At 65.0% G+C, this 24083-nt stretch carries 15 protein-coding genes and 1 pseudogene; 2 read left to right on the forward strand and 14 right to left on the reverse strand.

Features of this window, described 5'->3' with window-relative positions; genetic code table 11:
- Window positions 1–71: 71 nt before the first annotated feature.
- The 14 genes and pseudogenes from QM748_RS02030 to aceE form a co-directional block, all read right to left on the reverse strand.
- Complete coding sequence (locus tag QM748_RS02030) at window positions 72–1433, reverse strand: glycosyltransferase family 2 protein (protein WP_415245416.1); 1362 nt, start codon at window positions 1431–1433, stop codon at window positions 72–74.
- The gene (locus QM748_RS02035) at window positions 1423–2541 is read right to left on the reverse strand and encodes an FkbM family methyltransferase (protein ID WP_415245417.1); all 1119 of its coding nucleotides are present in this window, start codon (window positions 2539–2541) and stop codon (window positions 1423–1425) included. Before QM748_RS02035 ends, QM748_RS02030 begins: the two co-directional genes overlap by 11 nt.
- 69 nt (window positions 2542–2610) lie before the next feature.
- Complete coding sequence (locus QM748_RS02040; RefSeq protein ID WP_415245418.1) at window positions 2611–3771, reverse strand: methyltransferase domain-containing protein; 1161 nt, start codon at window positions 3769–3771, stop codon at window positions 2611–2613.
- 13 nt (window positions 3772–3784) lie between these two features.
- Window positions 3785–4831: an NAD-dependent epimerase/dehydratase family protein gene (locus QM748_RS02045; protein WP_415245419.1), complete on the reverse strand. Its 1047-nt coding sequence runs from the start codon at window positions 4829–4831 to the stop codon at window positions 3785–3787.
- Window positions 4818–5762: a class I SAM-dependent methyltransferase gene (locus QM748_RS02050; protein ID WP_415245420.1), complete on the reverse strand. Its 945-nt coding sequence runs from the start codon at window positions 5760–5762 to the stop codon at window positions 4818–4820. Before QM748_RS02050 ends, QM748_RS02045 begins: the two co-directional genes overlap by 14 nt.
- A 128-nt stretch (window positions 5763–5890) precedes the next feature.
- A complete protein-coding gene (locus QM748_RS02055) occupies window positions 5891–7708 on the reverse strand; it encodes a thiamine pyrophosphate-binding protein (RefSeq protein WP_415245421.1) in 1818 nt (605 codons plus the stop codon).
- Window positions 7709–7712: 4 nt separating this feature from the next.
- Window positions 7713–9218, reverse strand: a complete 1506-nt coding sequence (locus QM748_RS02060; protein WP_415245422.1) for an N-acetylneuraminate synthase family protein — start codon at window positions 9216–9218, stop codon at window positions 7713–7715.
- A gap of 18 nt (window positions 9219–9236) precedes the next feature.
- On the reverse strand, window positions 9237–10562 hold the full coding sequence (rfbH, locus tag QM748_RS02065) for a lipopolysaccharide biosynthesis protein RfbH (protein ID WP_415245423.1): 1326 nt from the start codon (window positions 10560–10562) through the stop codon (window positions 9237–9239).
- A complete protein-coding gene (gene rfbG / locus QM748_RS02070; RefSeq protein ID WP_415245424.1) occupies window positions 10559–11626 on the reverse strand; it encodes a CDP-glucose 4,6-dehydratase in 1068 nt (355 codons plus the stop codon). Before rfbG ends, rfbH begins: the two co-directional genes overlap by 4 nt.
- Window positions 11608–12378 (reverse strand): glucose-1-phosphate cytidylyltransferase, encoded by a 771-nt coding sequence (gene rfbF / locus QM748_RS02075; protein ID WP_415245425.1) that lies wholly within the window; start codon window positions 12376–12378, stop codon window positions 11608–11610. The genes rfbG and rfbF overlap by 19 nt, the downstream gene beginning before the upstream one ends.
- A 246-nt stretch (window positions 12379–12624) precedes the next feature.
- Window positions 12625–14107 (reverse strand): annotated as a pseudogene (locus QM748_RS02080) (flagellin).
- A 302-nt stretch (window positions 14108–14409) separates the two neighbouring features.
- Complete coding sequence (lpdA, locus tag QM748_RS02085; RefSeq protein ID WP_415245426.1) at window positions 14410–16500, reverse strand: dihydrolipoyl dehydrogenase; 2091 nt, start codon at window positions 16498–16500, stop codon at window positions 14410–14412.
- 10 nt (window positions 16501–16510) lie between these two features.
- On the reverse strand, window positions 16511–18169 hold the full coding sequence (gene aceF / locus QM748_RS02090) for a dihydrolipoyllysine-residue acetyltransferase (RefSeq protein WP_415245427.1): 1659 nt from the start codon (window positions 18167–18169) through the stop codon (window positions 16511–16513).
- Between the two features lie 20 nt (window positions 18170–18189).
- Window positions 18190–20871, reverse strand: a complete 2682-nt coding sequence (aceE, locus tag QM748_RS02095; RefSeq protein ID WP_415245428.1) for a pyruvate dehydrogenase (acetyl-transferring), homodimeric type — start codon at window positions 20869–20871, stop codon at window positions 18190–18192.
- A 472-nt stretch (window positions 20872–21343) separates the two neighbouring features.
- Here aceE and QM748_RS02100 point away from each other — a divergent pair, with 472 nt between their 5' ends.
- Window positions 21344–23461: a PAS domain S-box protein gene (locus QM748_RS02100; RefSeq protein ID WP_415245429.1), complete on the forward strand. Its 2118-nt coding sequence runs from the start codon at window positions 21344–21346 to the stop codon at window positions 23459–23461.
- Complete coding sequence (locus tag QM748_RS02105) at window positions 23436–24074, forward strand: response regulator transcription factor (RefSeq protein WP_415245430.1); 639 nt, start codon at window positions 23436–23438, stop codon at window positions 24072–24074. Before QM748_RS02100 ends, QM748_RS02105 begins: the two co-directional genes overlap by 26 nt.
- The last annotated feature ends 9 nt before the right edge of the window (window positions 24075–24083 follow it).

Genomic DNA, 24083 nt, shown 5'->3' on the forward strand with positions numbered 1-24083 from the left:
TCTCGATGTATTGGGGGGCGTGTGCCGAAGGATTGGTCTGAGCCGGTACGGTTTGACGATTCCGGGTAGTGCTACCGTGACAGAGTGATGCCGTCTGCGCTGATGAGAGTCGTGCCGGGCTTCAGATGTGAGGATGCTGCGGCGACGACTTCCTCGATGTGTTCGCGACGGGTGCAGATGACCAGCGCATCCAGGTCGGCATGTTCGATCGAAGATGGCGCGAGCACCGTCAGTTCGGTGCCTTCTACTCGGGTGCCGTGGAACGTCGTCTCCCGGTCGCCGATCCAGCAAAGTCTATCCAGACGAGGGAAGTTGTCCATAAACAGCGTTCCCCTTCCGGTTGCCCCCCATAACCCGATCCTGGCGAGCGGATTGTTCTGCAGGGTTTGAGCCGTCCATTTGAGGATGTTGCTCGCGTCATGTTCGATCTCGTACATGAACCTGGATTCGGCGTTGAACGAAAGCCAGAAATCTTCTTTTTTGGCGGATGACGGAATGGATTCTTCCAGCACGATATCCATGCCCTTGTTTTTTTCGGGCTTGTGAAGCATTCGGGCAAAGAGCATGCCGGCCATTTTGCGATAGCTTTTCCATAGTTCGGACATCGCGTCGGGCGCGAAGCCGTTCTCTTCCATCCACGTGAATAGCTGGTGTGTCCCGAAAATCATGTTCTTCACAGCGTAGTCTCCCCACTCCCAGCCATTTATTCCTTGCAGCACACATGGCTCGCCTACGTAGGCAACGGGTTTTCCGCAGACGCGAGGAATGGTTGCCAAGGCGTGTGGAAAGCAGTCGTCCAGCAGAATGGACGATCCATCCAGCGAGTCGCTCGGGTTCAGCCACTTGCGGGCATCTTCGAAGAAAACCCTGCGAGTCACGAAACAGAAAATGCCGCTGAACAAGGCTGAAGGGTTCTTGCCCGGCAGCCAGGCCAGGTCTTCAAGCCTGGCAAGCTGCCGGTACTCCCTCAGATTGCATTGCAGGTTCCTGAAGATTGAATCCGGTATCTCAAACTGATCATGATGGAAAAGGCGCTCGCGCCATTTCACGTCTATCCAGCCGAAGTTCAGGTAGTGATAGTCGATGCCAGGCGCCCGGGCAATCGACGCGAGAATACGCCCGACACTGCCCGGCAGTAGCGAGTCGTCATCTCCAACGATCCAGACGTATTCTCCGGATGCGAGAGTGGATGTGGCATATGCAAGATTCTTGGCAAAGCCGACGGTCCTGCCTTGCTTCCCGTATTTTATCGGTAGTCCGCTTTCCAGGACGATGTCCTCGGTGCCGTCCGTGGACGCGTTGTCCGCGACGACGATCTCGATCTGATCGAGATAGGGCAGGCATTCCTTTTCGATTATCTTCAGGGATGTCCGAAGAAGGTTCGCGCGATTGAGAGTCGGAATGCAGATGGAGAGGGTTTTTTTATCGTTCATGAGCGATCTTTTCAAAGGGAGCCAGCAGATCCGGAGTGATGTCGATGATCGCGCCGAGTTCATAGGCTTCCTCTATTTTTCCGTCATGTATCAGGATCAGGAGTATTTTTGCCCTATGGCTGAGCTGGCTGTAGTTGAAAATAGCTGCCCTGTCGATCGATGCCGAGCGGATTCTTTCGCGCGCCGTGGACAGGTATGCCAGGCTTTCCTTCCTGGAACTCGTGTTGATGACGCCGTATATTTTCTGGGGGAGGGAGATGAGTCCGGGATGCTCCGATCCGGGGTGGAGCCACTCCATGAGATCGAGCATTTTCCCGTAAATCCTGTACTGGTATGCCGGAAGGAGGGCCGTGCTCCATTGCTCATGCCGCTCGTCCGGTATCAGATATACATCGGCGGTGTCCTTCAGAATGGATGTGTTCCACACTTCGATGTTGTCAAGGCAGATGCCGTATATGTTGTATACCTTGTATCCGATTTCCCTTGCGTAGTCGAAAAGTGTCGTCGAGCGGATCTTTTCGCCTCTGAAGTCAAAGCTCAATGCGTTGTGGCAATATTCCATCACCATGAACGGACGGTTCCTGGCTATCGTCCTGGCCGCACCTTCAAGTGCCAGCAGCTCTGCGCCCTCGATGTCGAGTTTGATCAGGCCGATATTGCTTTCATCCCTGAGCGCATCGTCCAGTGTGCAGGCGTTGACCGTTGTTTCCGAAAAATTTTCTCCGACCTGGCAATGGGTCATGCCTGCCGTGTATTCGAGACTGCCAGCGCCCCACAGATCGGTGTCGAGAAACCTTGCCGGGCCGGTGGTGTTGGAGATGGCATTGTTGAAAAGCTTTACCCTTTTCTCGTCCTTGAATTTTTCCTGCGAGAATTCGAATATTTTTCTCGATGCTTCGAAGCCGAATATCCTTCCGCTGGTCAGGGGGAGAATGATTTCGGCTTGCATGCCGATGTTGAATCCCAGGTTGACGACGTCGCTGTTTTTGCCGAGAACCAGCGAGTAGTATTCCTTGAAGAATTCCGTATCGTTGTAGTAGTGGGCTGTCCCGTCGGCGTGGAAGGCCGTCGAGTACGCTATTTTCATGAAGGTCGTGAGTGCATGCATCGGCTTTCTCGCTGGTTCTGGATGGTTGTAGCTGGGGCCTAAGGGCCTGCGCCGGAATTTTTCGTATTCCTAGATGATTTTGAGGATTCGCCCAGGCCAGCGCATTTCGCTCAGAAGAAAGTTCTCGATTTCATCCGCATATGTCGTGCTCGCGATCAGAACGCTGCACCCCGTGATCGACGAAAGATGGGAAGGGGGTTGTATCGGGACGCCGAGCAGGCGTTTTCCTTGCAGTTGAGGATTGCGATCGATGAAAGCCAGCAAATTCGTTTTCATCAAGGCCGTGGTTGCACACAGACGGGCGCTCAGAGAGCCGGCCCCCCAGACCACGAGCGGCTGCTGCCCGGCGGCGAGTTCCGCAATCAGCGAAGCGGTGCGTGCGAGAGCGGCAGTCGAGCTGTCGATGTACCTCAGGATACTGGCCCGGCCGGCAGGGTCATACGCGCTGCTCCGGGCTGTTGCTGCGCCTGTTCGTCCGAAGAGTGCGAGCAGATAGCTGTTGCCGTAGAACGTATTGCGCTGGGACTGGCACGCGAGCATTTCGAATCCATGCTGCGCGAACAGGTTTTCGAGCGTGTTGCGGGTGAAGAACCTGATGTGTTCGGCGGCGAATTCCAGAAACGGCTCCGCAGGCGTCTGGAGTCCGAAGGAGCCTGCATCCGGCACGGCAATGAATACATGCCCGCCAGTATCGAGCAGCGCGCCGATTCGCGTGAGGCCGCGATGCAGGTCGTCGATATGCTCCAGTACGCCGCACAGGGTGATCAGGCCGAATGGGCGCTCATGCGTGAAGTGATCGATGGTGCCGGTGCGTACGTCGATGCCGTAGTGTTGGCGAGCCAGTGTGCGGGCCTGCGGGTTCGGATCCAGACCGGTGATCTGCCGGATGCCGGCAGCTTTGAAGCGGGCGAGAAAGTGTCCCATCGCACTGCCGACGTCGAGTACCGAGACGCCTTCGTCGTGAATCGATGGCAGGTGTGCGGCGATGAACTCGAAGAAACGGGCATGAATCGCAGCCAGTCCGTCCGGCAGCGCGGTATGCAGGTGGTGTACCGCTTCGCTGTAATACTCGTGCTGGATTTGTGCTGGCAGGTTTTCGGCGAAGACGAATCCGCACGATCGGCAGTGGGCCACGTCGTAATGTGTCGGTGCGGCCAACTCGGGAAAGACAAAGAGTTGGCGGTGGAGTCCTTCCTTGTCGTCGGAGCGGCAGACCGGGCAGTTTGGCATGGGCTTTCTCGGGTCAATGGCGCCGGTAGTGGCGCAGCATGCGCGCAAACCCCTGTTCTGCCGGTATGCGCGGCTGCCAGCCGAGTGCGGCGGCCTTGGTGATGTCGAAGTGGCCCGAACTGCGCGGGGCTTCGGCGAGCGCCGCACCGGGGCCGAACCGCAGGCGGAGGCGGTCGTTGCCGTTCAGCTTCAGAAGGAGCGCGGCAAGCTCCCGAATGCTCAATTCGGATGTGGCGCCAAGGTTGTAGGCCTGACCGGTCTGGCCGTGCAGCAGCAGGGTGAACAAGCCTGAAATCATGTCGGTGACGTAGCAGAACGGGCGCTGCTCCAGCCCCGCGCCATGCAGGACGATGTCCTCGCCGCGCAGAAGCTGGGCGATGAGGTCGATGAACACCCTGCCGTCGTCGAGTTCGAGGCCGGGGCCATAGGTATGGGAGATGCGTGCAATGACGCTGGATACGCCGTACTGCGATGCGTAGGCGCTGCACAGCGTTTCGGCGATGCGCTTGCTTTCTCCGTAGCACGCGCGCGGGTCGAGGGGGTCCAGGGCGCCAAAGCATGTCTCGGACAGCATTTCACCCGGATCGGCGTGCCCGCCATAGACTGTGCCGGAACTGAGAAAAAGCAGCCGGCTGCCGTGTGAACGGGCGATGTCGAGCAGGTGGAGGGTGCCCAGGGTATTGGCCAGGATCGTGTCCACCGGCTTTGCCAGGTAACGCCGCGGGCTGGCTTCGCTGGCGGCATGGATGATGAAGTCCGGTGCCGGATGAGCGGCCAGGGGCTGGGTGACATCCTGGATCAGCGGCAGCACGTCCGCACGTTCTGCCAGATGGGGCAGGCGCTCGCGCAAACGCCCGGCGTCGCGGGCAAGGGCGAGAACGGTCACGCCGGCTCCGCTGCCCCGTTCGTTCAGGCGTGCCAGCGTGTCCACGAGATAGGCGCCGAGAAAGCCGCTGGCACCCGTGACCAGCACGGTCTTGCCGTACAGTGCGTGCCAGGGCAGGGGATGCGACAGGATGGTTTCCAGGTCTTCCCCGATTACCGGGTCACGCCGGGTCATAGATGTCTTCCAGGCTGCGCAGGCGTGCCGGCGCAATGCCGCTTTCCCGCAGGTGCCGTTCGATTTCCCGCCTGAAGCGGACCGAGCAGATCAGCAGCAGTGCGGTTTCGTGGCGGTCGGGATCGTAGGGCTGCACGCTGCGGCCCGCGACCTGCATGCCCCACTTTTCGGGGGATGAATCCAGCAAGTCGATGACCGGCAGATGGTCGAGCAGGGGCAGAACGTAATTGTTGAAATCGCCGCCGATGCCGTAGGCCAGAAAGGGCGCCGGCAGCACGGTGCGAAAGCGTTCGAGCAAGCGTTCGGTGCGGCAGGACGGGGGCAGCGTCTTGCGCGCATGGATGCGGATGCTGTCCGGGTAGACCGCGGATTCGTAGTGGCCGGTGGTTACGGACAATGCTTCGAAGCCGTTGCGCGACAGCAAGGCGACCAATGAGCCGGCGCTGAACTGATGCAGATGCTCCGCGTTGTGGTCGTGATTCAGCAAGGGGTGCCCGGCACCGTTTGGCACTTCGACGACCAGTTGCCCTTCGTTGACCAGGCAGTGCCGCCAGGCACGGATTTCGTCAGCGATGCCGGCAATGTGTTCGAGAACGTGGAAGGACAGGATGAGTTCATAGCCGCCGGCGGGGAGCGTGGCGGCTGGCCTGCGGAATACCCGATCCAGCTTTGTTGCCGCGGCCTCGGCGTCGCGGGAAATCTCGATGCCGTCGTAGGAGAGTTCGCACGAGGCCTTGGCGCGTGCCCCAAGCTCAGCTTCGGCGCACCCGACTTCCAGCACGCGCATGCCTGGCCGCAGCAGCGGCGCAATGCTCTGCATCCGGTCGCCGAGCTTGCGTGCGAAAGCCGGTGCCGTGGTGTCGTTGCGCTGTTGAAGCTGATGGTAGCGAGCCGTGCTGCCATCGCCGCCTGGCTGAGTCCAGCGGTGCAAGCAGAATCCGCAGTGTTGCCAGCCGGGGGCAATACTGTCCTCATGCCCGCGCTGGCCGCAGCAGGGGCATGGGGCGGGGGCGATCATTGGGGTGTTCGCTGGCATGGGCGCTGGCGGTGGCCTGATGCTTATCGGCTGGCGTTTTGCGAGACGGGCAGCAGAGGCACCAGCATCTCCGCCTCGAGCTGTTCGAGCGGCAGCAGCGGCGACATGTCTTCCAGCGGCATCGACACCATCGTGCCGTCCGCTTGCGGCATGGCGGCGACCTTGGGGAACAGGGTTTCGTCCGGTGTCAGCATCACTTCGACGATGCGCGGCCCGGTTCCGCCGATCAGCGTGCCCAGGCTGGCCAGGCCGCCCGCGTCGTCGATGCGGGCGAAGGGCAGGCCGTAGGTGAGGGCGATCTTCTCCAGGTCCGGCAGCAGCAGGCCGGCTTCGGGACCGGTGCCGAGGTAGCGGCCTTCGAAGTAATTGCGCTGGGTGTTGCGGATGGAGGCGTAGCCGCCGTTGTTCATCACCACCAGCGTGACCGGCAGGCGCTGCGCCGCCAGCGTGGCGAATTCCTGCAGGTTGAGCTGCAGGCTGCCGTCGCTCTCGACGGCGACCATCGGTCTGCCGCCATGGGCCAGGCAGGCGCCGATGGCGGCCGGCAGGCCGTAGCCCATCGAGCCGAGGCCGGAGGTGAGGAAAACGCGCTGCCCCGGCTTGTTGCGGAACACGGTGTAGAACACTTCCACCGCCAGTCCCGAACTGCCGGTGCTGACCAGGGTGTCGGCGGGAATAGCGTCCGACAGCGCGGAGGTGAAATGGTAGTGGCTGATCGGGCCGCTGGCGGGGAAGGGCTGCCCGTCATTGACCGGGTAACGCGTTTTCCAGTCGCGGCAGCGGGCGCGCCAGGCGCTCGTGTCGGTGCGCTGCGCGGGAAGGGTGGCGCTGGCCAGCGCGGCGATGAAGTCGGCGGCATCGGCGGCGACGCGGATGTCGATGTCCATGTCGAGCTTGGCGATTTCCGCCGCATCCACGTCCACCACCACCTTGCGCGCGTGGCGGGCGAAGCCGCGCGGGTTGTAGGCCGTGAGCACGTTGTCCAGGCGGCTGCCGATGCTGATCAGCAGGTCGCAGTTCTGCACGGCGAAATTGGCGCCGCGCAGCGCGACCACGCCGGGCCGGCCGGCGTTGAGCGGATGCTCCCAGGGCAGCAGGTCGAGCGCGTTCCAGGTGGTGACGGCCGGAATCTGCAGCCGTTCGGCGAGGGCAGCAAAAGCGGCCGCAGCGCCGGCCAGGCGCACGCCGTGGCCGGCGAGCAGCAGCGGGCGCTCGGCCCGGGCGATCAGCGCCAGCACGTCCTGCGCGGCGGTGCCCAGCTCGGTCGTCCGGGCGGCCGGCGGAGTGAAGCCGGGTAGCTGTATGGGGTCGATGCGGGTCGCCTGGACGTCGAGCGGGATGTCCAGCCAGACCGGGCCGGCGCGGCCGCTGCGCATTTCGTACAGGGCGCGTTCGAGGTGGTAGCGGATCTGTTGGGGGTCGTCGACGGTGACGGCGTATTTGGTGACCGAACGCACCATCGGCACGATGTCCACTTCCTGTACGCCGCCCTGGCGCAGCGGCCGGTCGCCGAGGCGGTCGGCGCGTTTGACCTGGCCGGAAATCACCAGCATCGGTACCGATTCGATCCAGGTGCCGGTGACCGGGGTGATGACGTTGGTGGCACCGGGGCCAGTGGTGACCATGCAGACGCCGAAGGTTCCGCGCACGCGGCCCCAGGCTTCGGCGGCGATGCCGCAGGCCTGCTCGTGGTGGCAGGGCACGGGCAGCAGCCGCTTTTCGCAGGCCAGCGCGTCGTTCAGGTGCATGGCGCCGCCGCCCGGCAGCAGGAAGACGTGTTCGGCGCCGTGTTCGGCCAGGGCGGCCATCAGGTAGTCGGCGACGCGGATCGGCTGGGTCATCAACTTACATCCAGTAGGTGAGCAGGGTCTTGCGCTGGGGATTGTTCTGGATTGCGGGGTCGGTGTAGTAGGAATCGTCCGGATAGTGGGTGGACGACAGCTCCTCGAAGACCACGCCGGTATCGGTATGGAATTCGTGCCGCACGCCGCGCCCGACCACCACCACGTCGCCTGCGCGGCAGGTACGGGCCTGGCCGTCGAGCGTGATGCGGATTTCGCCGTGCAGGATCAGGAAGGTTTCTTCCTTCTTGAGGTGATGCTGCTCCGGATGGGTCTGCCCCGGCAGCATGACGATCAGCTTCTTGCAGTATTCGCGGTTGATGACGGTGATCATCACCAGGCCGAATTCGTCGAAACGGTCCATGCCGTAGTGGTGGGAGATTTCCAGGTCGGACTGGCCGGGGATCACGACGTGGCCGGCTTCGAGCAGGGCTTTGGTCTTGAGTACCGCATCCTGCACCTTTTCGCGCAGATGGACGGTCGTGAGCTGAGCGTGCAGCACCGCGCCGTTCGTGGCCACGTCCGCCGTCGTCACGTGGCGGGCGTACTTGGACCAGTCGTTGGCGAGCAGTTGGCCCGCTTGCGGCGGGAAGGCGAAAAACACGTCCTCGTCGCGCAGCGCGGTGCCGGCCGGCAGCGGGCGGCGGGCGAACACGCCGCGGCGCAGGCCGTCGAGGCTGTCGCGCTCGGCGGTGCCGGCAGTGTGGCGTCTGCCTTCCGGGCCGCACAGGGTGAAGGCGGCGGCGGCGGCGCTCAGCCAGGCGCGGACTTGTTCGGGGCTGGCCGAATAGGCGTTCAGCGGCCATTCGGCGGTGGGCACGCCGACGTGCTTTTCGAACAGGCGCGCACCCTTGGCGACGGCCAGTTGCACGGCGATGGTGTCCGCCGGGTCTTCGTGGGTGGAGTAGCCGATGGGCACCTGCGGGTAACGCTGGCGCAGGATGTCGATCTGGTTCAGGTGGTAGTGCGCATGGGGCGTCGGGTACTCGCCGACGCAATGCATCAGGCTGATCGGGCGCTGGCGGTGCGAGAAGAAGCTGACCACGCGGTCGATGTCTTCGAGTGCGGCGCCGGCGGTGGAGGCGATCACGGGCTTGGCCGAAGCTGCGATGCGCTCCAGCAGCGGCCAGTCGGTGAACGAGCAGCTGGCGATCTTGATCCAGTCGATGCTGTGGCGCTCGATGGTGGCCACCGAGGCTTCGTCGAAAGGCGTGCACAGCGGCGTGAAGCCGTTGGCGTGCATTTCCGCCACCAGGGCCTGGAAGTCCGCGTCGCCCAGGCGGGTTTCCATGAAGCGCTTGACCATCTTGAGGTCGGTGCGTCCGCGGTAGTCGGGGTGCACGAAGCTGTCGAGCTCGCGGTACTGCAGCTTGAAGGCGAAGCGGAACGCATGGTTGCGGCTGAATTCGCGTGCGGCCTGGCCGAATTCGCGGATGATGCGCAGGCCGTGGTCGACGCTGCCCATGTGGTTGTTGGCGAGTTCGAAGATGAAGAGCGGGGTGGCGGTCATGGTGTTCTCGAGGCGTGCTTACCAGCCGTGGCCGAAGAAGCTGCACAGGGTGTCGGCCAGGTAGTCCAGCCGCGCGGTGTCCAGGCCGGGATACACGCCGACCCAGAAGCTGTGGTGCATGATGCGTTCGGTGTTGTCCAGCGGCGCGGCGACGCGGTGCGGGCGGTCGCGGAAATAGGGCTGGCGCAGCAGGTTGCCGCCGAACAGCAGGCGGGTGCCGATCCTGTGCTGGTTCAGGTAGTCGAGCAGGTCGGCGCGGCGTACTTCGTGCGGGTTGCGCAGCGTGAGCAGGAAGCCGAACCAGGACGGATCGCTGTGCGCCGTGGCTTGCGGCAGGATCAGGTGTTCTTCGATGGCGCGCAGGCGTTCGTGCAGGTAGGCGAAATTGTGCCGGCGCTGCTCGACGAAGGCGGGCAGGCGCTGGAGCTGGGCCACGCCGCAGGCGGCCTGCATGTCGGAAATCTTGAGGTTGTAGCCGAGCTGCGAATACACGTACTTGTGGTCGTAGCCTTCGGGCAGGTCGCCCAGCTTCCAGCAGTAGCGCTGGCCGCAGGTGTTGTCGCGGCCCGGCGGGCACCAGCAGTCGCGGCCCCAGTCGCGGATGGATTCGGCGATGCGCAGCAGTCCGGCGTCGTTGGCGAAGAAGGCGCCGCCTTCGCCCATGGTGATGTGGTGGGCCGGGTAGAAGCTGAGGGTGCCGAGGTCGCCGAAGGTGCCGACGTGCCGGCCGCGCCAGGTGGTGCCGAGCGCGTCGCAGCAGTCCTCGACCAGCCACAGGCCGTGCTTGCGCGCGAAGGCGGTGACGGCGTCGAGGTCGAAGGGGTTGCCCAGCGTGTGCGCCAGCATGATCGCGCGCGTGCGGGGCGACAGTGCGGCTTCGAGCTGGCTGACGTCGATGTTGTAGGTGGGCAGGCTGATGTCCACGAACACCGGCACCAGGCCGTATTGCAGCGAAGGATTGACGGTGGTGGGGAAGCCGGCGGCGACGGTGATGACCTCGTCGCCGGGGCGCAGTGCGCGTTCGCCCAGGCTGGGGGAGCAGAGCGTCGCCAGCGCCACCAGGTTGGCCGACGAGCCCGAATTGACCGTGCGCGCGCCGGCGACGCCGATGTAGCGGGCCAGCTCCTGTTCGAAACGGTCGTTGAAGCGGCCCGTGGTGAGCCAGGCTTCGAGGCTGGCATCGACCATGTTGACGATTTCGTCCGCGCCGATGACCTTGCCCGATACCGGTACGGGGTCGACGCCGGGGCGGAAGGGGACGGGCTGGGTGAGACGGTCCGCGTATTGGCGGGCCTGCTCCAGCAGTTGCGCGCGTTCGGGATCTCCGCTGATGTTTCCGGTCATTGTGTCGTGTTCTGGTAGACGTCGATCTGCTGCAGGCTGAAGGCACGCATGTCGGTGCCGTTTTGCCAGGCCCGGTGCCAGGCGGCGATGGCGGCCAGGCTGGCTGCCACGCCATATCGGCTGCGCCAGCCCAGTTCTTGACGGGCTTTGCTGCTGTCCAGGCGCAGCATGCTGGCTTCGTGGGGGCGGGGGGCAGGTTGGCAGCGCCAGCCGGGATTGTCGCCCCAGTGCTCGGCGAAGCATTGCAGCAGGGCTTCGACGCTCAGGGTGTCGGTATCGGCGGGGCCGAAGTTCCATGCGCCCCGGCCGCGGCCGGAAAGCAGTTCGGCGCCCAGCATCAGGTAGCCGGCCAGCGCATCCAGATGGTACTGCCAGGGGCGTACGGCCTGCGGGTAGCGCAGTTCCAGGGCCTGCCCGGCATCCCAGGCGCGCAGGGTGTCCGGGATCAGGCGGTCGGCCGACCAGTCGCCGCCACCGATGACGTTGCCTGCCCGGGCGCTGGCTACGGCAACCGTTTCGCCAAGGAAGGAGTCGCGCCAGGCGGCGGTGAGGATCTCCTGGCAGGCCTTGCTGGCGGAGTATGGGTCGTGGCCGCCGAGGGCTTCGTTCTCGCGATAGGGCCAGGGCCATTCCCGGTTCTGGTAGCACTTGTCGCTGGTGACGACGAGCAAGGCCCGAACGCCCGGCGTCTGGCGGACGGCCTCGAACAGATGGGCGCTGCCCATGATGTTGGTGGCCAGCGTGCCGATCGGGTCGCGGTAGCTTTCGCGCACCAGCGGCTGTGCGGCGAGATGAAAGACGATGTCTGGCCGGGCGTCGAGCAGTGCGTCCTTCACGGCATCGGCGTCACGCAGATCGCCCAGGCGGTGGCTCATCATGCCGCCGGCTACTTTGGCGACGTCGAAAATGGCGGGTTGGGTGATGGGGGCGAGGGCGAAGCCATGTACTTCGGCGCCCAGGGCCTGCAGCCAGAGGCTCAGCCAGCCGCCCTTGAAGCCGGTGTGGCCGGTCACCAGTACCCGCCGGCCTGCCCAGAAATCGGCACTCAATCCCAGATGCGCCACGGGGCTCTCCCGTCCTGCCAGAGTTGTTCCAGGTAGGTTTTGTCGCGCACGGTGTCCATCGCCTGCCAGAATCCGCGGTGCTGGAAGGCGCCCAGCTGCTCTTCGGCGGCCAGGCGCTGCATGGGCTGCTGCTCCCAGATGATGTGATCGCCGTCGATGTAGTCGAACACGGCGCTTTCCAGCATGAAGAAGCCGCCATTGATCCAGCCGCCGTCTCCCAGGGGTTTTTCCTGGAAGCCGCTTACCCGTCCGCCTTCCAGCGTCAGGGCTCCATAGCGTCCGGGAGGCTGAACTGCGGTTACCGTGGCGTGACGGCCGTGCGTGAGGTGGAAACCGCTCAGTGCAGCGAGGTCGATGTCGGCCAGTCCGTCGCCATAGGTGAAGCAGAAGGTGTCCGTGCCGACGTAGTCGCGGATGCGGCGCAGGCGGCCGCCGGTCATGGTGTGCTCGCCGGTATCCACCAGCGTGACCTGCCACGGCTCGGCGTGCTTGTTGTGCACGATCATCTGGTTGTTGCGCATGTCGAAGGTGACGTCCGACATGTGCAGGAAGTAGTTGGCGAAGTATTCCTTGAGGATGTAGCCCTTGTAGCCCAGGCAGATCACGAATTCATGGATGCCCTGGGCGGACAGCACTTTCATCAGATGCCAGATGATCGGTCGCCCGCCGATTTCCACCATGGGCTTGGGCTTGAGGTGGGATTCTTCGCTGATCCGCGTGCCGAAACCGCCGGCCAGAATGACGCATTTCACCAGAGCGCCTCCGTGAGGGCGGAGGTGTGCGGATGGTGGCGGAAAGCGGGCATGAGGGCTGGCCTGTCGGCGGTATGCATGGGGTAGGCGAGGGAGCGTGATGGCCCGGAAGGGCGGATTCTAATCCAAGACAGGAGCGGAGGCCGATGCCTAGCGTGATGACGAGAGCTTGCCATGCCGATGCCGGACAAAGAAAAAAGCCCGCGTCGGAGCGCGGGCTCGATGGCCGGCCGGCCGCCCAGGGCCTCAGCCTTGCAGCAGCTGCAACACCTGCTGCGGCAGCGCGTTGGCCTGGGTGAGCATTGCGGTGCCGGCCTGCTGCAGGATCTGCGCGCGGGTGAGGTTGGCGGTTTCGGCGGCGAAGTCGGTGTCGCGGATGCGCGAGCGTGCCGCCGACAGGTTCTCGGCCGAGGTCTGCAGGTTGCTGATCGTCGTCTCGAAACGGGCTTGCAGGGCACCGAACTTGGCGCGCTGGCCGTTGATCGCGGACAGCGCGGCGTCGGCGATTGCCAGCGTACGCTGGGCCGAGTCGAACCGAACTGACGTCGAGATCGCCGACTTTCTGCAATTGAGCGGCGGCGTTGAGGTTGTGGAAGAAATCGGTGGTGTTGCTGGCGTCGACACTGAAGGAGCGGTCCGAATCCAGCACCAGCTGGCCGGTGCCGATCACGGTGCTGCCGGGGGCGGATGTGGCGCCGCCGATGGTGGCTGAGGCTGAGCCGGAGGCGGAGTTGGCGATGGTGATGTTCTCGCCGAACGAGTTCAGCAGGGTGATGCCGTCGCCGCCGTCGTTGACCCTCGCCGTGACGCCGGTCTTGGCTGCCACGTCGTTGAAGGCGTTGATCGCGGCGGCGAGGCCGTCGTTGTCTTCGGCGCCGATGGTGAAGGAGATGGTGACGGGCGTGCTGTTGTCCGAGCTGAGGTCGAATTTGTAGCTGGTGTTCGGCGCGCTGAAATCGATGTCCAGTTCGGTCTTGGCCGAGGCGGTGACGCCGGTGGTGCCGTGTTCGGTGTTGATGAGCTGCACCGCAGTCTTGGCCGAGGCGCCGGCGGGAATGGTCACGGTGGCTGCACCGGTGGCACCGTTGATGGTCAGCGTGCCGCCGCCGACACGGTTGGTGGTATTGGCCGAGGAGCCGAGCGCGAACGGGGTGCTGCCGGGCGTGAGGTCGCCCTTCGCGCCGCTGTTGGCTGCCGTCTGCGAGCCGATGCGGTAGCCGCCATACTGATTGGTGCTGAAGTTGGCGGTGGTGGCCGAGATCATCTGGCCGGCGTTGGCGCCCACCTGGAACGTGGCGGTGGTGAAGGAGCCGTCGAGCAATTTGCGGCCGTTGAATTCCGTGGTCTTGGCGATGCGGTCGAGCTCGGCGGTCAGTTCGTTGACTTCGGCATTGAGCGCCTTGCGGTCCGACGGCGAGTTGGTGGCGTTGGACGACTGAACGGCAAGCTGGCGGATGCGCTGCAGCACCTCGCCGGCCGATTCGAGGGCGCCTTCGGCGGTCTGCGCGAGCGAGATGCCGTCGTTGGCATTGCGGCGGGCCTGGTCCTGGCCGCGGATCTGGGAGGTCATCCGCTCGGAGATCGCCAGGCCGGCGGCGTCGTCCTTGGCGCTGTTGATGCGCAGGCCGGAGGACAGCCGTTGCAGGGACGTCGAGAGCGAGCCTTGCGAGATGTTCAGGTTGCGCTGCGAGTTCAGCGAGGGAATGTTGGTGTTGATGACCTGTGCCATTTTGAATCTCCCGGATGTCCGATTCGATTTGGGCGCGGGGGGCACTGTTGCCGGCGCCCGAGCTCTCTGGACGTCCTAGAGCGAAATATGTGCCAGGTGCCGAATCACGAAGAGATCCGCTTTGCGGCCAGGGGTTTGCCGGCCGCCGCCTGCCGTTTGCCGGCAAGCTTTGCCGGTGCGGCCGGGGATTTTTGCCACCTAGGCAAGCTTGCGATGGATTTCATCGGCAAGGCGCTGCCAGCCAAAAAAAGAAACCCGCCTCGAGGGCGGGTTTCCGGTGACGGCTGCCTGCGGTCCGATGCTTACTTCTTGCGCATCGGCGGCAGGTCGGTGCAGCTGCCGTGGGCGACTTCGGCGGCCATGCCGACCGTTTCCCCGAGGGTGGGGTGCGGGTGGATGGTCTTGCCGATGTCGACCGCGTCGGCGCCCATTTCGATCGCCAGGCAGACTTCGCCGATCATGTCGCCGGCCGAGGGGCCGACGATGGTGCCGCCGATGACGCGGTGCGTTTCGGCGTCGAAGATCAGCTTGGTGAAGCCGTAGTCGGCGCCGTTGGCGATCGCGCGGCCGCTGGCGGCCCACGGGAACTTGGCGGTTTCGATCTTCTTGCCTTCGGCCTTGGCCTGGGCTTCGGTGTAGCCGACCCAGGCCACTTCCGGATGGGTGTAGGCCACGCCCGGGATCACCGTGGCGTCGAAGGCGGCCTTGTGGCCGGCGGCGACTTCGGCGGCGACGTGGGCTTCATGCACGGCCTTGTGGGCGAGCATGGGCTGGCCGACGATGTCGCCGATGGCGAAGATGTGCGGCACGTTGGTGCGCATCTGCGCATCCACCGGGATGAAGCCGCGCTCGCCGACGATGACGCCCGCCTTGTCGGCGCTGATCTTGTTGCCGTTGGGCGAACGGCCGGCAGATTGCAGCACCATGTCGTACTTGACCGGTTCGGTCGGCGCCTTGTCGCCTTCGAAGGTGACGTAGATGCCGTCGTCCCTGGCCTCGACCGCGACCGTCTTGGTCTTGAGCATGATGTTGTCGAAGCGGTGGGCGTTCTGCTTTTCCCACACCTTGACCGCATCGCGGTCCGGCCCCTGCATCAGGCCGTCCATCATCTCGACGACGTCGATGCGCGAGCCCAGCGTGGAATACACCGTGGCCATTTCCAGGCCGATGATGCCGCCGCCGATGACCAGCATCCTGGCCGGCACCTGGCGCAGTTCCAGCGCGCCGGTTGAATCGACGATGCGCGGGTCCTTCGGGATGAAGGGCAGGTGCACCGCGGCGGAGCCGGCGGCGATGATGCAGTTCCTGAACTTGACGACTTTCTTGGCGCCGGTGGTGTCCCAGCCGCTGCCGGTGGTTTCCTCGACTTCGATGTGATGCGGGTCGAGGAAGTTGCCGTAGCCGCGGATGACGTCGACCTTGCGTGCCTTGGCCATGCCGGCGAGGCCGCCGGTGAGCCTGCCGATGACGCCGTCCTTGTGCTTGCGCAGCGCGTCGACGTCCACCGAGGGCTTGGTGAAGCTGACGCCGGCGGCGCTGACGTGCTCGGCTTCCTCGATGACCGCGGCGACGTGCAGCAGCGCCTTGGACGGGATGCAGCCGACGTTCAGGCACACGCCGCCCAGCGTGGCGTAGCGCTCGATGATCGCGGTCTTGAGGCCGAGGTCGGCGGCGCGGAAGGCCGCCGAGTAGCCGCCGGGACCGGCGCCGAGCACGACCATGTCGTATTCGGCGTCGGCGCTGCCGCTGTGGCTGGCTGCCGCCGGAGCGGCAACCGATGCCGCTCCGGCCGCAGTCGGGGCCGGCGCGGCAGCGGCGCTGGCGCCCGCTGCCTCGACCTTGATCAGTACGGTGCCCTGGCTGACCTTGTCACCGAGGCTGACCAGGACTTCCTTGACGACGCCGGCGGCGGAGGACGGCACGTCCATCGTCGCCTTGTCGGACTCGAGCGTGGCGATGGCGTCGTCGACCTTGATGGTGTCGCCGGCCTTGACGAACAGCTCGATGACCGGCACGTCGGAGAAGTCGCCGATGTCGGGCACGGCGACTTCGACCACGCCGCCACCGGCGGCCGGTGCTGCGGCTGCAGGTGCCGTGGCAGGCGCGGCCGCCGGAGCGGGCGCTGCCGCCGCCGGCGCACCGGCCGCTGCTGCGGCGCCGGCTTCGATCCTGATCAGCAGGGCGCCTTCCGACACCTTGTCGCCGAGATTGATCAGCACTTCCTTCACCACGCCGGCAGCCGAGGACGGCACATCCATGGTCGCCTTGTCGGATTCGAGCGTGCAGATCGCGTCATCCACGTTGATGGTGTCGCCGACCTTGACGAACAGCTCGATGACCGGCACGTCGGAGAAGTCGCCGATGTCCGGAACTTTTACTTCCACTAGACTCATGGCGGTCTCCTTACAGCATCACGCGGCGGAAGTCCGCCAGCAGTTGCGCGAGGTACACGTTGAAGCGGGTTGCCAGGGCGCCGTCGATGACGCGGTGGTCGGCGGTCAGCGACATCGGCAGGGTCAGGCGCGGCACGAACTGCTTGCCGTCCCACACCGGCTTCAGCACCGACTTGTTGACGCCGAGGATGGCGACTTCGGGCGCATTGACGATCGGCGCGAAGTAGGTGCCGCCGATGCCGCCGAGCGACGAGATCGTGAAGCAGGCGCCGGACATGTCGGCCGGCTTGAGCTTGCCGTCGCGGGCGAGCTTGGCCAGGTTGCCGGATTCGGCGGCGATCTCGAACACGCTCTTCTTGTCGGCGTCCTTGATCACCGGAACGACCAGGCCGTTGGGCGTGTCGGCGGCGAAGGCGATGTTGAAGTACTTCTTGTAGACCAGGTTGTCGCCGTCGAGCGAAGTGTTGAACTCGGGGAATTCCTGCAGCGCGCGCACCGAGGCCTTGATGATGAAGGCGAGCATGGTGAGCTTCTTGCCGGACTTCTCGTGCTCCTTGTTCATCGCCACCCGGAAGGCTTCCAGGTCGGTGATGTCGGCGTCCTCGTGGTAGGTCACCGCCGGGATCATCACCCAGTTGCGGGCGAGGTTCTGGCCGGAGATCTTCTTGATGCGGGACAGCGGCTTGACCTCGACTTCGCCGAACTTGGCGAAATCGACCTTCGGCCACGGCAGCAGATCCAGCCCGCCGCCCAGCGAGGCACCGGCTGCCGCGGCAGCCGGCGTCTTGCCCGGCACCGTGCCGCTGCTCATCGCACCCTTGACGAAGGCGGTGACGTCTTCCTTGACGATGCGGCCCTTGGGGCCGGTGGCCTTGACCTGGGCGAGATCGACGCCGAGCTCGCGGGCGTAGGCGCGCACCGAGGGGCTGGCGTGGACCTTGCCGCCGAGCGTGACCGCGGACGCTGCGGCCGGCGAAGCAGCCGGTGCCGGGGCGCTGGCCGCCGGGGCTGGCGCGGCTGCGGCCGGAGCCGTTGCGGCGGCAGGAGCGGGCGCGGGTGCAGCAGCCGGGGCGGCCGCGGCGGCTGCGCCGCCGGCGGTCTCGACCTTGATCAGCAGGCTGCCCTGGCTGACCTTGTCGCCGAGCTGGACCAGCACTTCCTTGACCACGCCGGCGGCGGAGGACGGCACGTCCATGGTGGCCTTGTCGGACTCGAGCGTGGCGATGGCGTCGTCGACCTTGATGGTGTCGCCGGGCTTGACGAACAGTTCGATGACCGGCACGTCGGAGAAGTCGCCGATGTCGGGCACGACGACGTTGACCACACCGCCGCCGGCCGCCGGTGCTGCGGCGGCCGGGGCTGCCGCCGGAGCGGCCGCGGGTGCCGGCGCCGAGGCGGCAGCCGGAGCAGGGGCCGCAGCAGCGGCGCCGGCGGCCTCGATCTTGATCAGCACGCTGCCTTCGGACACCTTGTCGCCGAGGCTGATCAGCACTTCCTTGACCACGCCGGCGGCCGACGAGGGCACGTCCATGGTGGCCTTGTCGGATTCGAGCGTGGCGATGGCGTCATCGACGGCGATGGTGTCGCCGACCTTGACGAACAGCTCGATGACCGGCACGTCGGAGAAGTCGCCGATGTCCGGAACCTTCACTTCAATGAGTTGGCTCATGTTCTTGTCTCCTTGCTCGCTCAAACCGACATCGGGTTCGGCTTGTTCGGGTCGAGGTTGTACTTGGCCACGGCGGCGGCGATCTTGTCGCGGCCGATCACGCCGTCATCGGCCAGCGCCTTCAGCGCAGCCAGCGTCACCCAGTGGCGATCCACCTCGAAGAAGTGGCGCAGGTTCTCGCGGGTGTCGGAGCGGCCGAAGCCGTCGGTGCCCAGCGTGACGTAGCGGCGGTCGAGCTGCGCGCGGATCTGCTCGGGGAGCATGCGGATGTAGTCGGTGGCGGCGATGGCCGGGCCTTCGAAGCCGGCGAGCTTCTGCTGCACGTGGGTCTTCTTCGGCTCTTCCGCCGGGTGAAGCAGATTCCAGCGCTCGACGTCCTGGCCGTTGCGGGCCAGTTCGTTGAAGCTGGGCGCGCCCCAGATGTCGGCCTCGACGCCCCAGTCGTTCTTGAGCAGCTCGGCGGCGGCGATGACTTCGCGGAAGATCGTGCCCGAACCCATCAGCTGAACGCGCGGACCGGCGGCGTCGCCGCCCTTGCGGAACAGGTACAGGCCCTTGAGGATGTCGGCTTCGGCGCCGGCAGGCATCTCGGGATGTTCGTAGTTCTCGTTCATCACCGTGATGTAGTAATAGATGTCCTCCTGTTCGGCGAACATCCGGCGCAGGCCGTCCTGCACGACGACGGCGACTTCGTACTGGAAGGTCGGATCGTAGCTGATGCAGTTCGGGATCATGTTGGCCATCAGCAGGCTGTGGCCGTCCTCGTGCTGCAGGCCTTCGCCGTTCAGCGTGGTGCGGCCGGCGGTGCCGCCGATCAGGAAGCCGCGGGTGCGCTGGTCGGCGGCCGCCCAGCACAGGTCCATGGTGCGCTGCAGGCCGAACATCGAATAGAAGATGTAGAACGGGATCATCTGCACGCCATGCACGCTGTAGGCGGTGCCGGCGGCGATCCAGTCGGCCATCGCGCCGGCTTCGTTGATGCCTTCCTGCAGCACCTGGCCGGTCTGGCTTTCCTTGTAGAACATGAGCTGGTCATGGTCTTCCGGCACGTACTTCTGGCCTTCCTGGTTCCAGATGCCGTACTGGCGGAACATGCCTTCCATGCCGAAGGTGCGCGACTCGTCCGGCACGATCGGCACGATGTGCTTGCCGATCTGCTTGTCCTTCAGCAGGGTGTTCATCATGCGCACGATCGCCATCGTGGTCGACAGCTCGCGGCCTTCGCCCGAAGCCTTCAGCAGTGCGGCGAAGGTGTCCAGCGCGGGCACGGTCAAGGCTTCAGCCTTGGTGCGGCGCTGCGGCAGGAAGCCGCCGAGGTCCAGGCGGCGTTGCAGCAGGTACTTCTGTTCGGGCGAGCCTTCCTCGAACTTCAGGTAGGGCAGCTCTTCCAGCTTGTCGTCGGGCACCGGCAGGCCGAAGCGGTCGCGGAAGCGGCGGATGGCTTCGACGTCCATCTTCTTCTGCTGGTGCGAGATGTTCATGGCTTCGCCGGCCTGGCCCATGCCGAAGCCCTTGATCGTCTTGGCCAGGATCAGCGTCGGCTGGCCCTTGTGCTCGGCCGCGGCCTTGTAGGCGGTGAAGATCTTGAAGATGTCGTGGCCGCCGCGGTTCAGGCGCCAGATCTGGTTGTCGGTCCAGTCGGCGACGAGTTCCTTCAGTTCGGGGGTGTTGAAGAAGTGCTCGCGGACGTAGGCGCCGTCCTTGGCCTTGAAGGTCTGGTACTCGCCATCGACGACTTCCATCATGCGCTTCTGCAGGATGCCCTTCTTGTCGCGGGCAAACAGCGCGTCCCAGTGGGTGCCCCAGAGGACCTTGATGACGTTCCAGCCGGCGCCGCGGAATTCGGCTTCGAGTTCCTGGACGATCTTGCCGTTGCCGCGCACCGGGCCGTCGAGGCGCTGCAGGTTGCAGTTGATGACGAAGACCAGGTTGTCGAGCCGCTCGCGGCCGGCCATGCCGATCGCGCCCAGCGATTCGACTTCATCGGTTTCGCCGTCGCCGAGGAAGGCCCAGACCTTGCGCTGTTCGGCGCGGGCCGGGTCGATCATGCCGCGGCTGGCCATGTACTTCATGAAGCGCGCCGAGTAGATCGCGCACAGCGGGCCGAGGCCCATCGACACGGTGGGGAACTGCCAGAACTCCGGCATCAGCCAGGGGTGGGGGTAGGACGAGATGCCCTTGCCGCCAGTTTCCTGGCGGAAGCTGTCCATCTGCTCGTCGGTCAGGCGGCCCAGCATGTAGGCGCGGGCGTAGACACCGGGCACCGAGTGGCCCTGGAAGAAGATCAGGTCGCCGTCGTGCTGGGCCGACGGGGCGTGCCAGAAGTGCGAGAAACCGACGTCATAGAGGGCTGCAGCGGACGCGAACGAGGCGATGTGGCCGCCGACGTTGGTGTCCTTGTTCGCGCGCACCACCATCGCCATGGCGTTCCAGCGGATGTAGGAATGGATCTTGATTTCCATGTCCGCATCGCCGGGGTAGGGAGGCTGCTGTTCGACCGGAATGGTGTTGATGTACTCGGTATTGGCCGCGTAGGGGATGTTCACCCCTTCCTGGCGTGCGGTCGCGATCAGGGTTTCGATCAGGTAATGGGCACGCTGCGGGCCTTCGTGTTCGACGACGGCGGCAAGCGCGTCGATCCATTCCTTCGTTTCCTGCGCGTCGGTGTCGTTTTGCGCGAGAACGTTGCTGATTCCGGTCATGGTTTGTCTCCTCATGACGTTCGGTTGGCGAACCCTGCCTGTCGGGCAGGTCTGTTGGTGGTACGGGCGCAGCCACCTCGACAACCAGCGGCTGACTTTTCGAACTATAAAACCACTTTTCGCAATGTGCAATGATGTTGACGTGGCGAAGCCCGGATGCGCGCATGGGACGCATGCCGGCAGGCATGGAAAAGGTGCTGGAGAAGGCTATGCACGTGCTTCGAGGTCATGGTTGAAGCACGGTGCGGGCGCACGCAGGCGACGGGAAGAGGCAGAGTGGCAAGGCGTTTGCGCCGGGTGCTGGAGAACGGCATACCCGGACTGTATTGGCAGGCATGAAGGCGGGAAAGTTGGCGGAAACCCGGATGCCGCGGTAAGGGTTAAACCGGATGACGATTGGCGGGAGGCTCGTCGACAATCGGGCGGCAGGTATTGCACCGCATCATTTCTGCTCCTTCCCCTGAAGCCATCCATGTTCCGTTCCGAATCTGCCCGCGGTTCGCCGCACCGCTATTGGGCTGTTCCCTGTGTGGCGATGCTGCTCTTCGCGCTGGGCATGCTGGCACTGGTGTGGCTGCTGCTGCAGCCTGGGTTCGGCGCCGAGCGCGGCATGGCTTTGCGTGACCTGCAATGGGCGCTGCCTGCGGCGCTGATTCTGGGCCTGTCGGTGCTGGTGCTGTGGAGCCTGTGGTCGCTGCGCATCCACGTGCTTCGCCGCATGCAGGTCGAGAAGGAGCGCGACCGGCTGTTCGATCTCTCGCTCGACATGCTGTGCGTGCTTGGCCTGGATGGCAGCTTCCGCCGCTGCAATCCGGCCTTCGGACGCATTCTCGGCCATGCGCCCGACAGCCTGCCGGGCCGGCCGATGGTCGATTTCGTCCACGACGAGGACGTGGACACGACACTCGACGCCTTGCGCCGCCTGGCGACCGGCGAGCCGGTGACGTTCGAGAACCGTTGCCGCTGTGCGGACGGCAACTACAAATGGCTGGAGTGGAGCATCAACCCGGTGCCAGAGGAGGGCCTCGTTTATGCCGTGGCCCGCGACATCACCGGCAGCAAGGCGGCCGAGCAGGCCTTGCGTGCCGAATCCGCCTTCCGCAAGGCGATGGAGGATTCGGTGCTGACCGGGCTGCGTGCCATCGATCTCAGCGGACGCATCATCTACGTGAATTCTGCCTTCAGCCGCATGGTGGGGTGGCGCGAGGACGAACTGGTCGGTGCGACCGCGCCTTTTCCGTACTGGCCGAAGGAGATGCGGGATGTCTGCGAGCGCAACCTGCAGATGACGCTCGAAGGGCGTGCGCCGGCCAGCGGCTTCGAGCTGCGCATCCAGCGGCGCAATGGCGAACTCTTCGATGCGCGCTTCTACCTGTCGCCGCTGATCGATGCCAGCGGCCAGCAGACCGGCTGGATGGCGTCTATCACCGACATCACCGAACCCAAGCGCGTGCGTGCGGCGCTGGAGGCGACGCACGAGCGCTTCGAGGCAGTGCTGGATGGGCTCGATGCGGCGGTGTTCGTGGCCGACGCCCGCAGCGACGAGATCCTGTTCGCCAATCGTGCCTTCAAGCGCATCAACGGCTTCGACGTCGTCGGGCACACGGTGCGCGGCGTCGCCGTGCCCCAGCCCGAGCGCGGCGACTACCGCGTCGACCCACGCGGCCTGACGCCGGCCGAGCTGCCGCGCGAGCTGTTCGACGGCGAATTGCAGCACCCCTTGTCAGGGCGCTGGTATCACGTGCGCGAACAGGCGATGCGCTGGGTGGATGGCCGGGTGGTGCGGATGGGCATCGCCACCGACAGCACCGAGCGCAAGCAGACGGCCGAGGTGGCGCGCCAGCAGGAGGAGCGCCTGCAGCGCACCTCGCGCCTGATCACGATGGGCGAGATGGCCTCGATGCTGGCGCATGAGCTGAACCAGCCGCTGTCGGCGATCGCCAACTACTGCGCCGGTTGCGTGACCCGCATGCAGGGCGGCAGCTGGAAGCCCGAGGACGTGCTGGCGGCGATGCAGAAAGCCAGCTTCCAGGCCGAGCGCGCGGGCAAGATCATCCGCCGCGTGCGCGAATTCGTGAAGAAGAGCGAGCCGCGCCGAAGCGCGGTCAAGCTGGTCGATATCCTCGACGACGCGCTCGGCTTCGCCGACATCGACGCGCGCCGCACCGGCATCAGGCTGGTGGCCGAGATCGAAGCCGATCTGCCGCCGGTGTTCGCCGACCGCATCATGATCGAGCAGGTGGTGCTGAACCTGATCCGCAACGGCCTGGATGCCATGGCCGACACCCTGCCGGAGCAGCGGCAACTGGTGGTGCGTGCGCGCCGCTGCGGCGAGGGGATGGCCGGGGCCGTGGAGGTGGCGGTGATCGACCGCGGCCACGGCATCAGCGAGGAAGGGCGCCAGCGCCTGTTCACGCCCTTCTACACGACCAAGGCAGAGGGCATGGGCATGGGTTTGAACATCTGCCGTTCGATCATCGAGTTCCACGATGGACGTTTGGTTGTCGACGACAACCCGGATGGGGGTACCATATTCTCGTTTACCCTGCCGGCGGAGTCCGTAAGTGAGCGAGTTGCACCCAGCGTCTGAACAGATCATCCATGTCGTCGATGACGACGAAGCCCTGCGCGACTCTATGACCTGGATGCTCGAGGGCAACGACTACAAGGTGCTGACCTACGAATCCGCCGAAGCCTTTCTCGAAGGCTGCCGCCCCGACATGGCGGGCTGCATCGTGCTGGACGTGCGCATGCCGGGCATGAGCGGGCTGGAGATGTTCGAGGAACTCGGACGCCGGCGCTGTACCTTGCCGGTGGTCTTCATCACCGGCCATGGCGACGTGCCGATGGCGGTGTCGGCGCTGAAGAAGGGAGCGGTCGATTTCATCGAGAAGCCGTTCAGCGAGCGCGACATGCTGCGCCTGATCGAGCAGTGCCTGACGCTCGAGCGCGAGAGCCGCAACAAGCGGCTGCAGGAGGCCGATACCGCGCGCCGGCTCGACCATCTCACCCAGCGCGAGCGGGAGGTGCTGGACCTCATCATCGTCGGCAAGCTCAACAAGCAGATCGCCGACGTGCTGGGCATCAGCATCAAGACCGTGGAGGTGCACCGCGCCCGCGTGATGGAAAAGATGGGCGCCAATTCGCTGGCCGAGCTGGTGCAGCACGTCGTCACGGTGGAGCCGGGCGCGCTGCAGCGCTGAAAGCCGAGC

The organism is Thauera sp. (assembly GCF_047601425.1).
Classification (GTDB): Bacteria; Pseudomonadota; Gammaproteobacteria; order Burkholderiales; family Rhodocyclaceae; genus Thauera.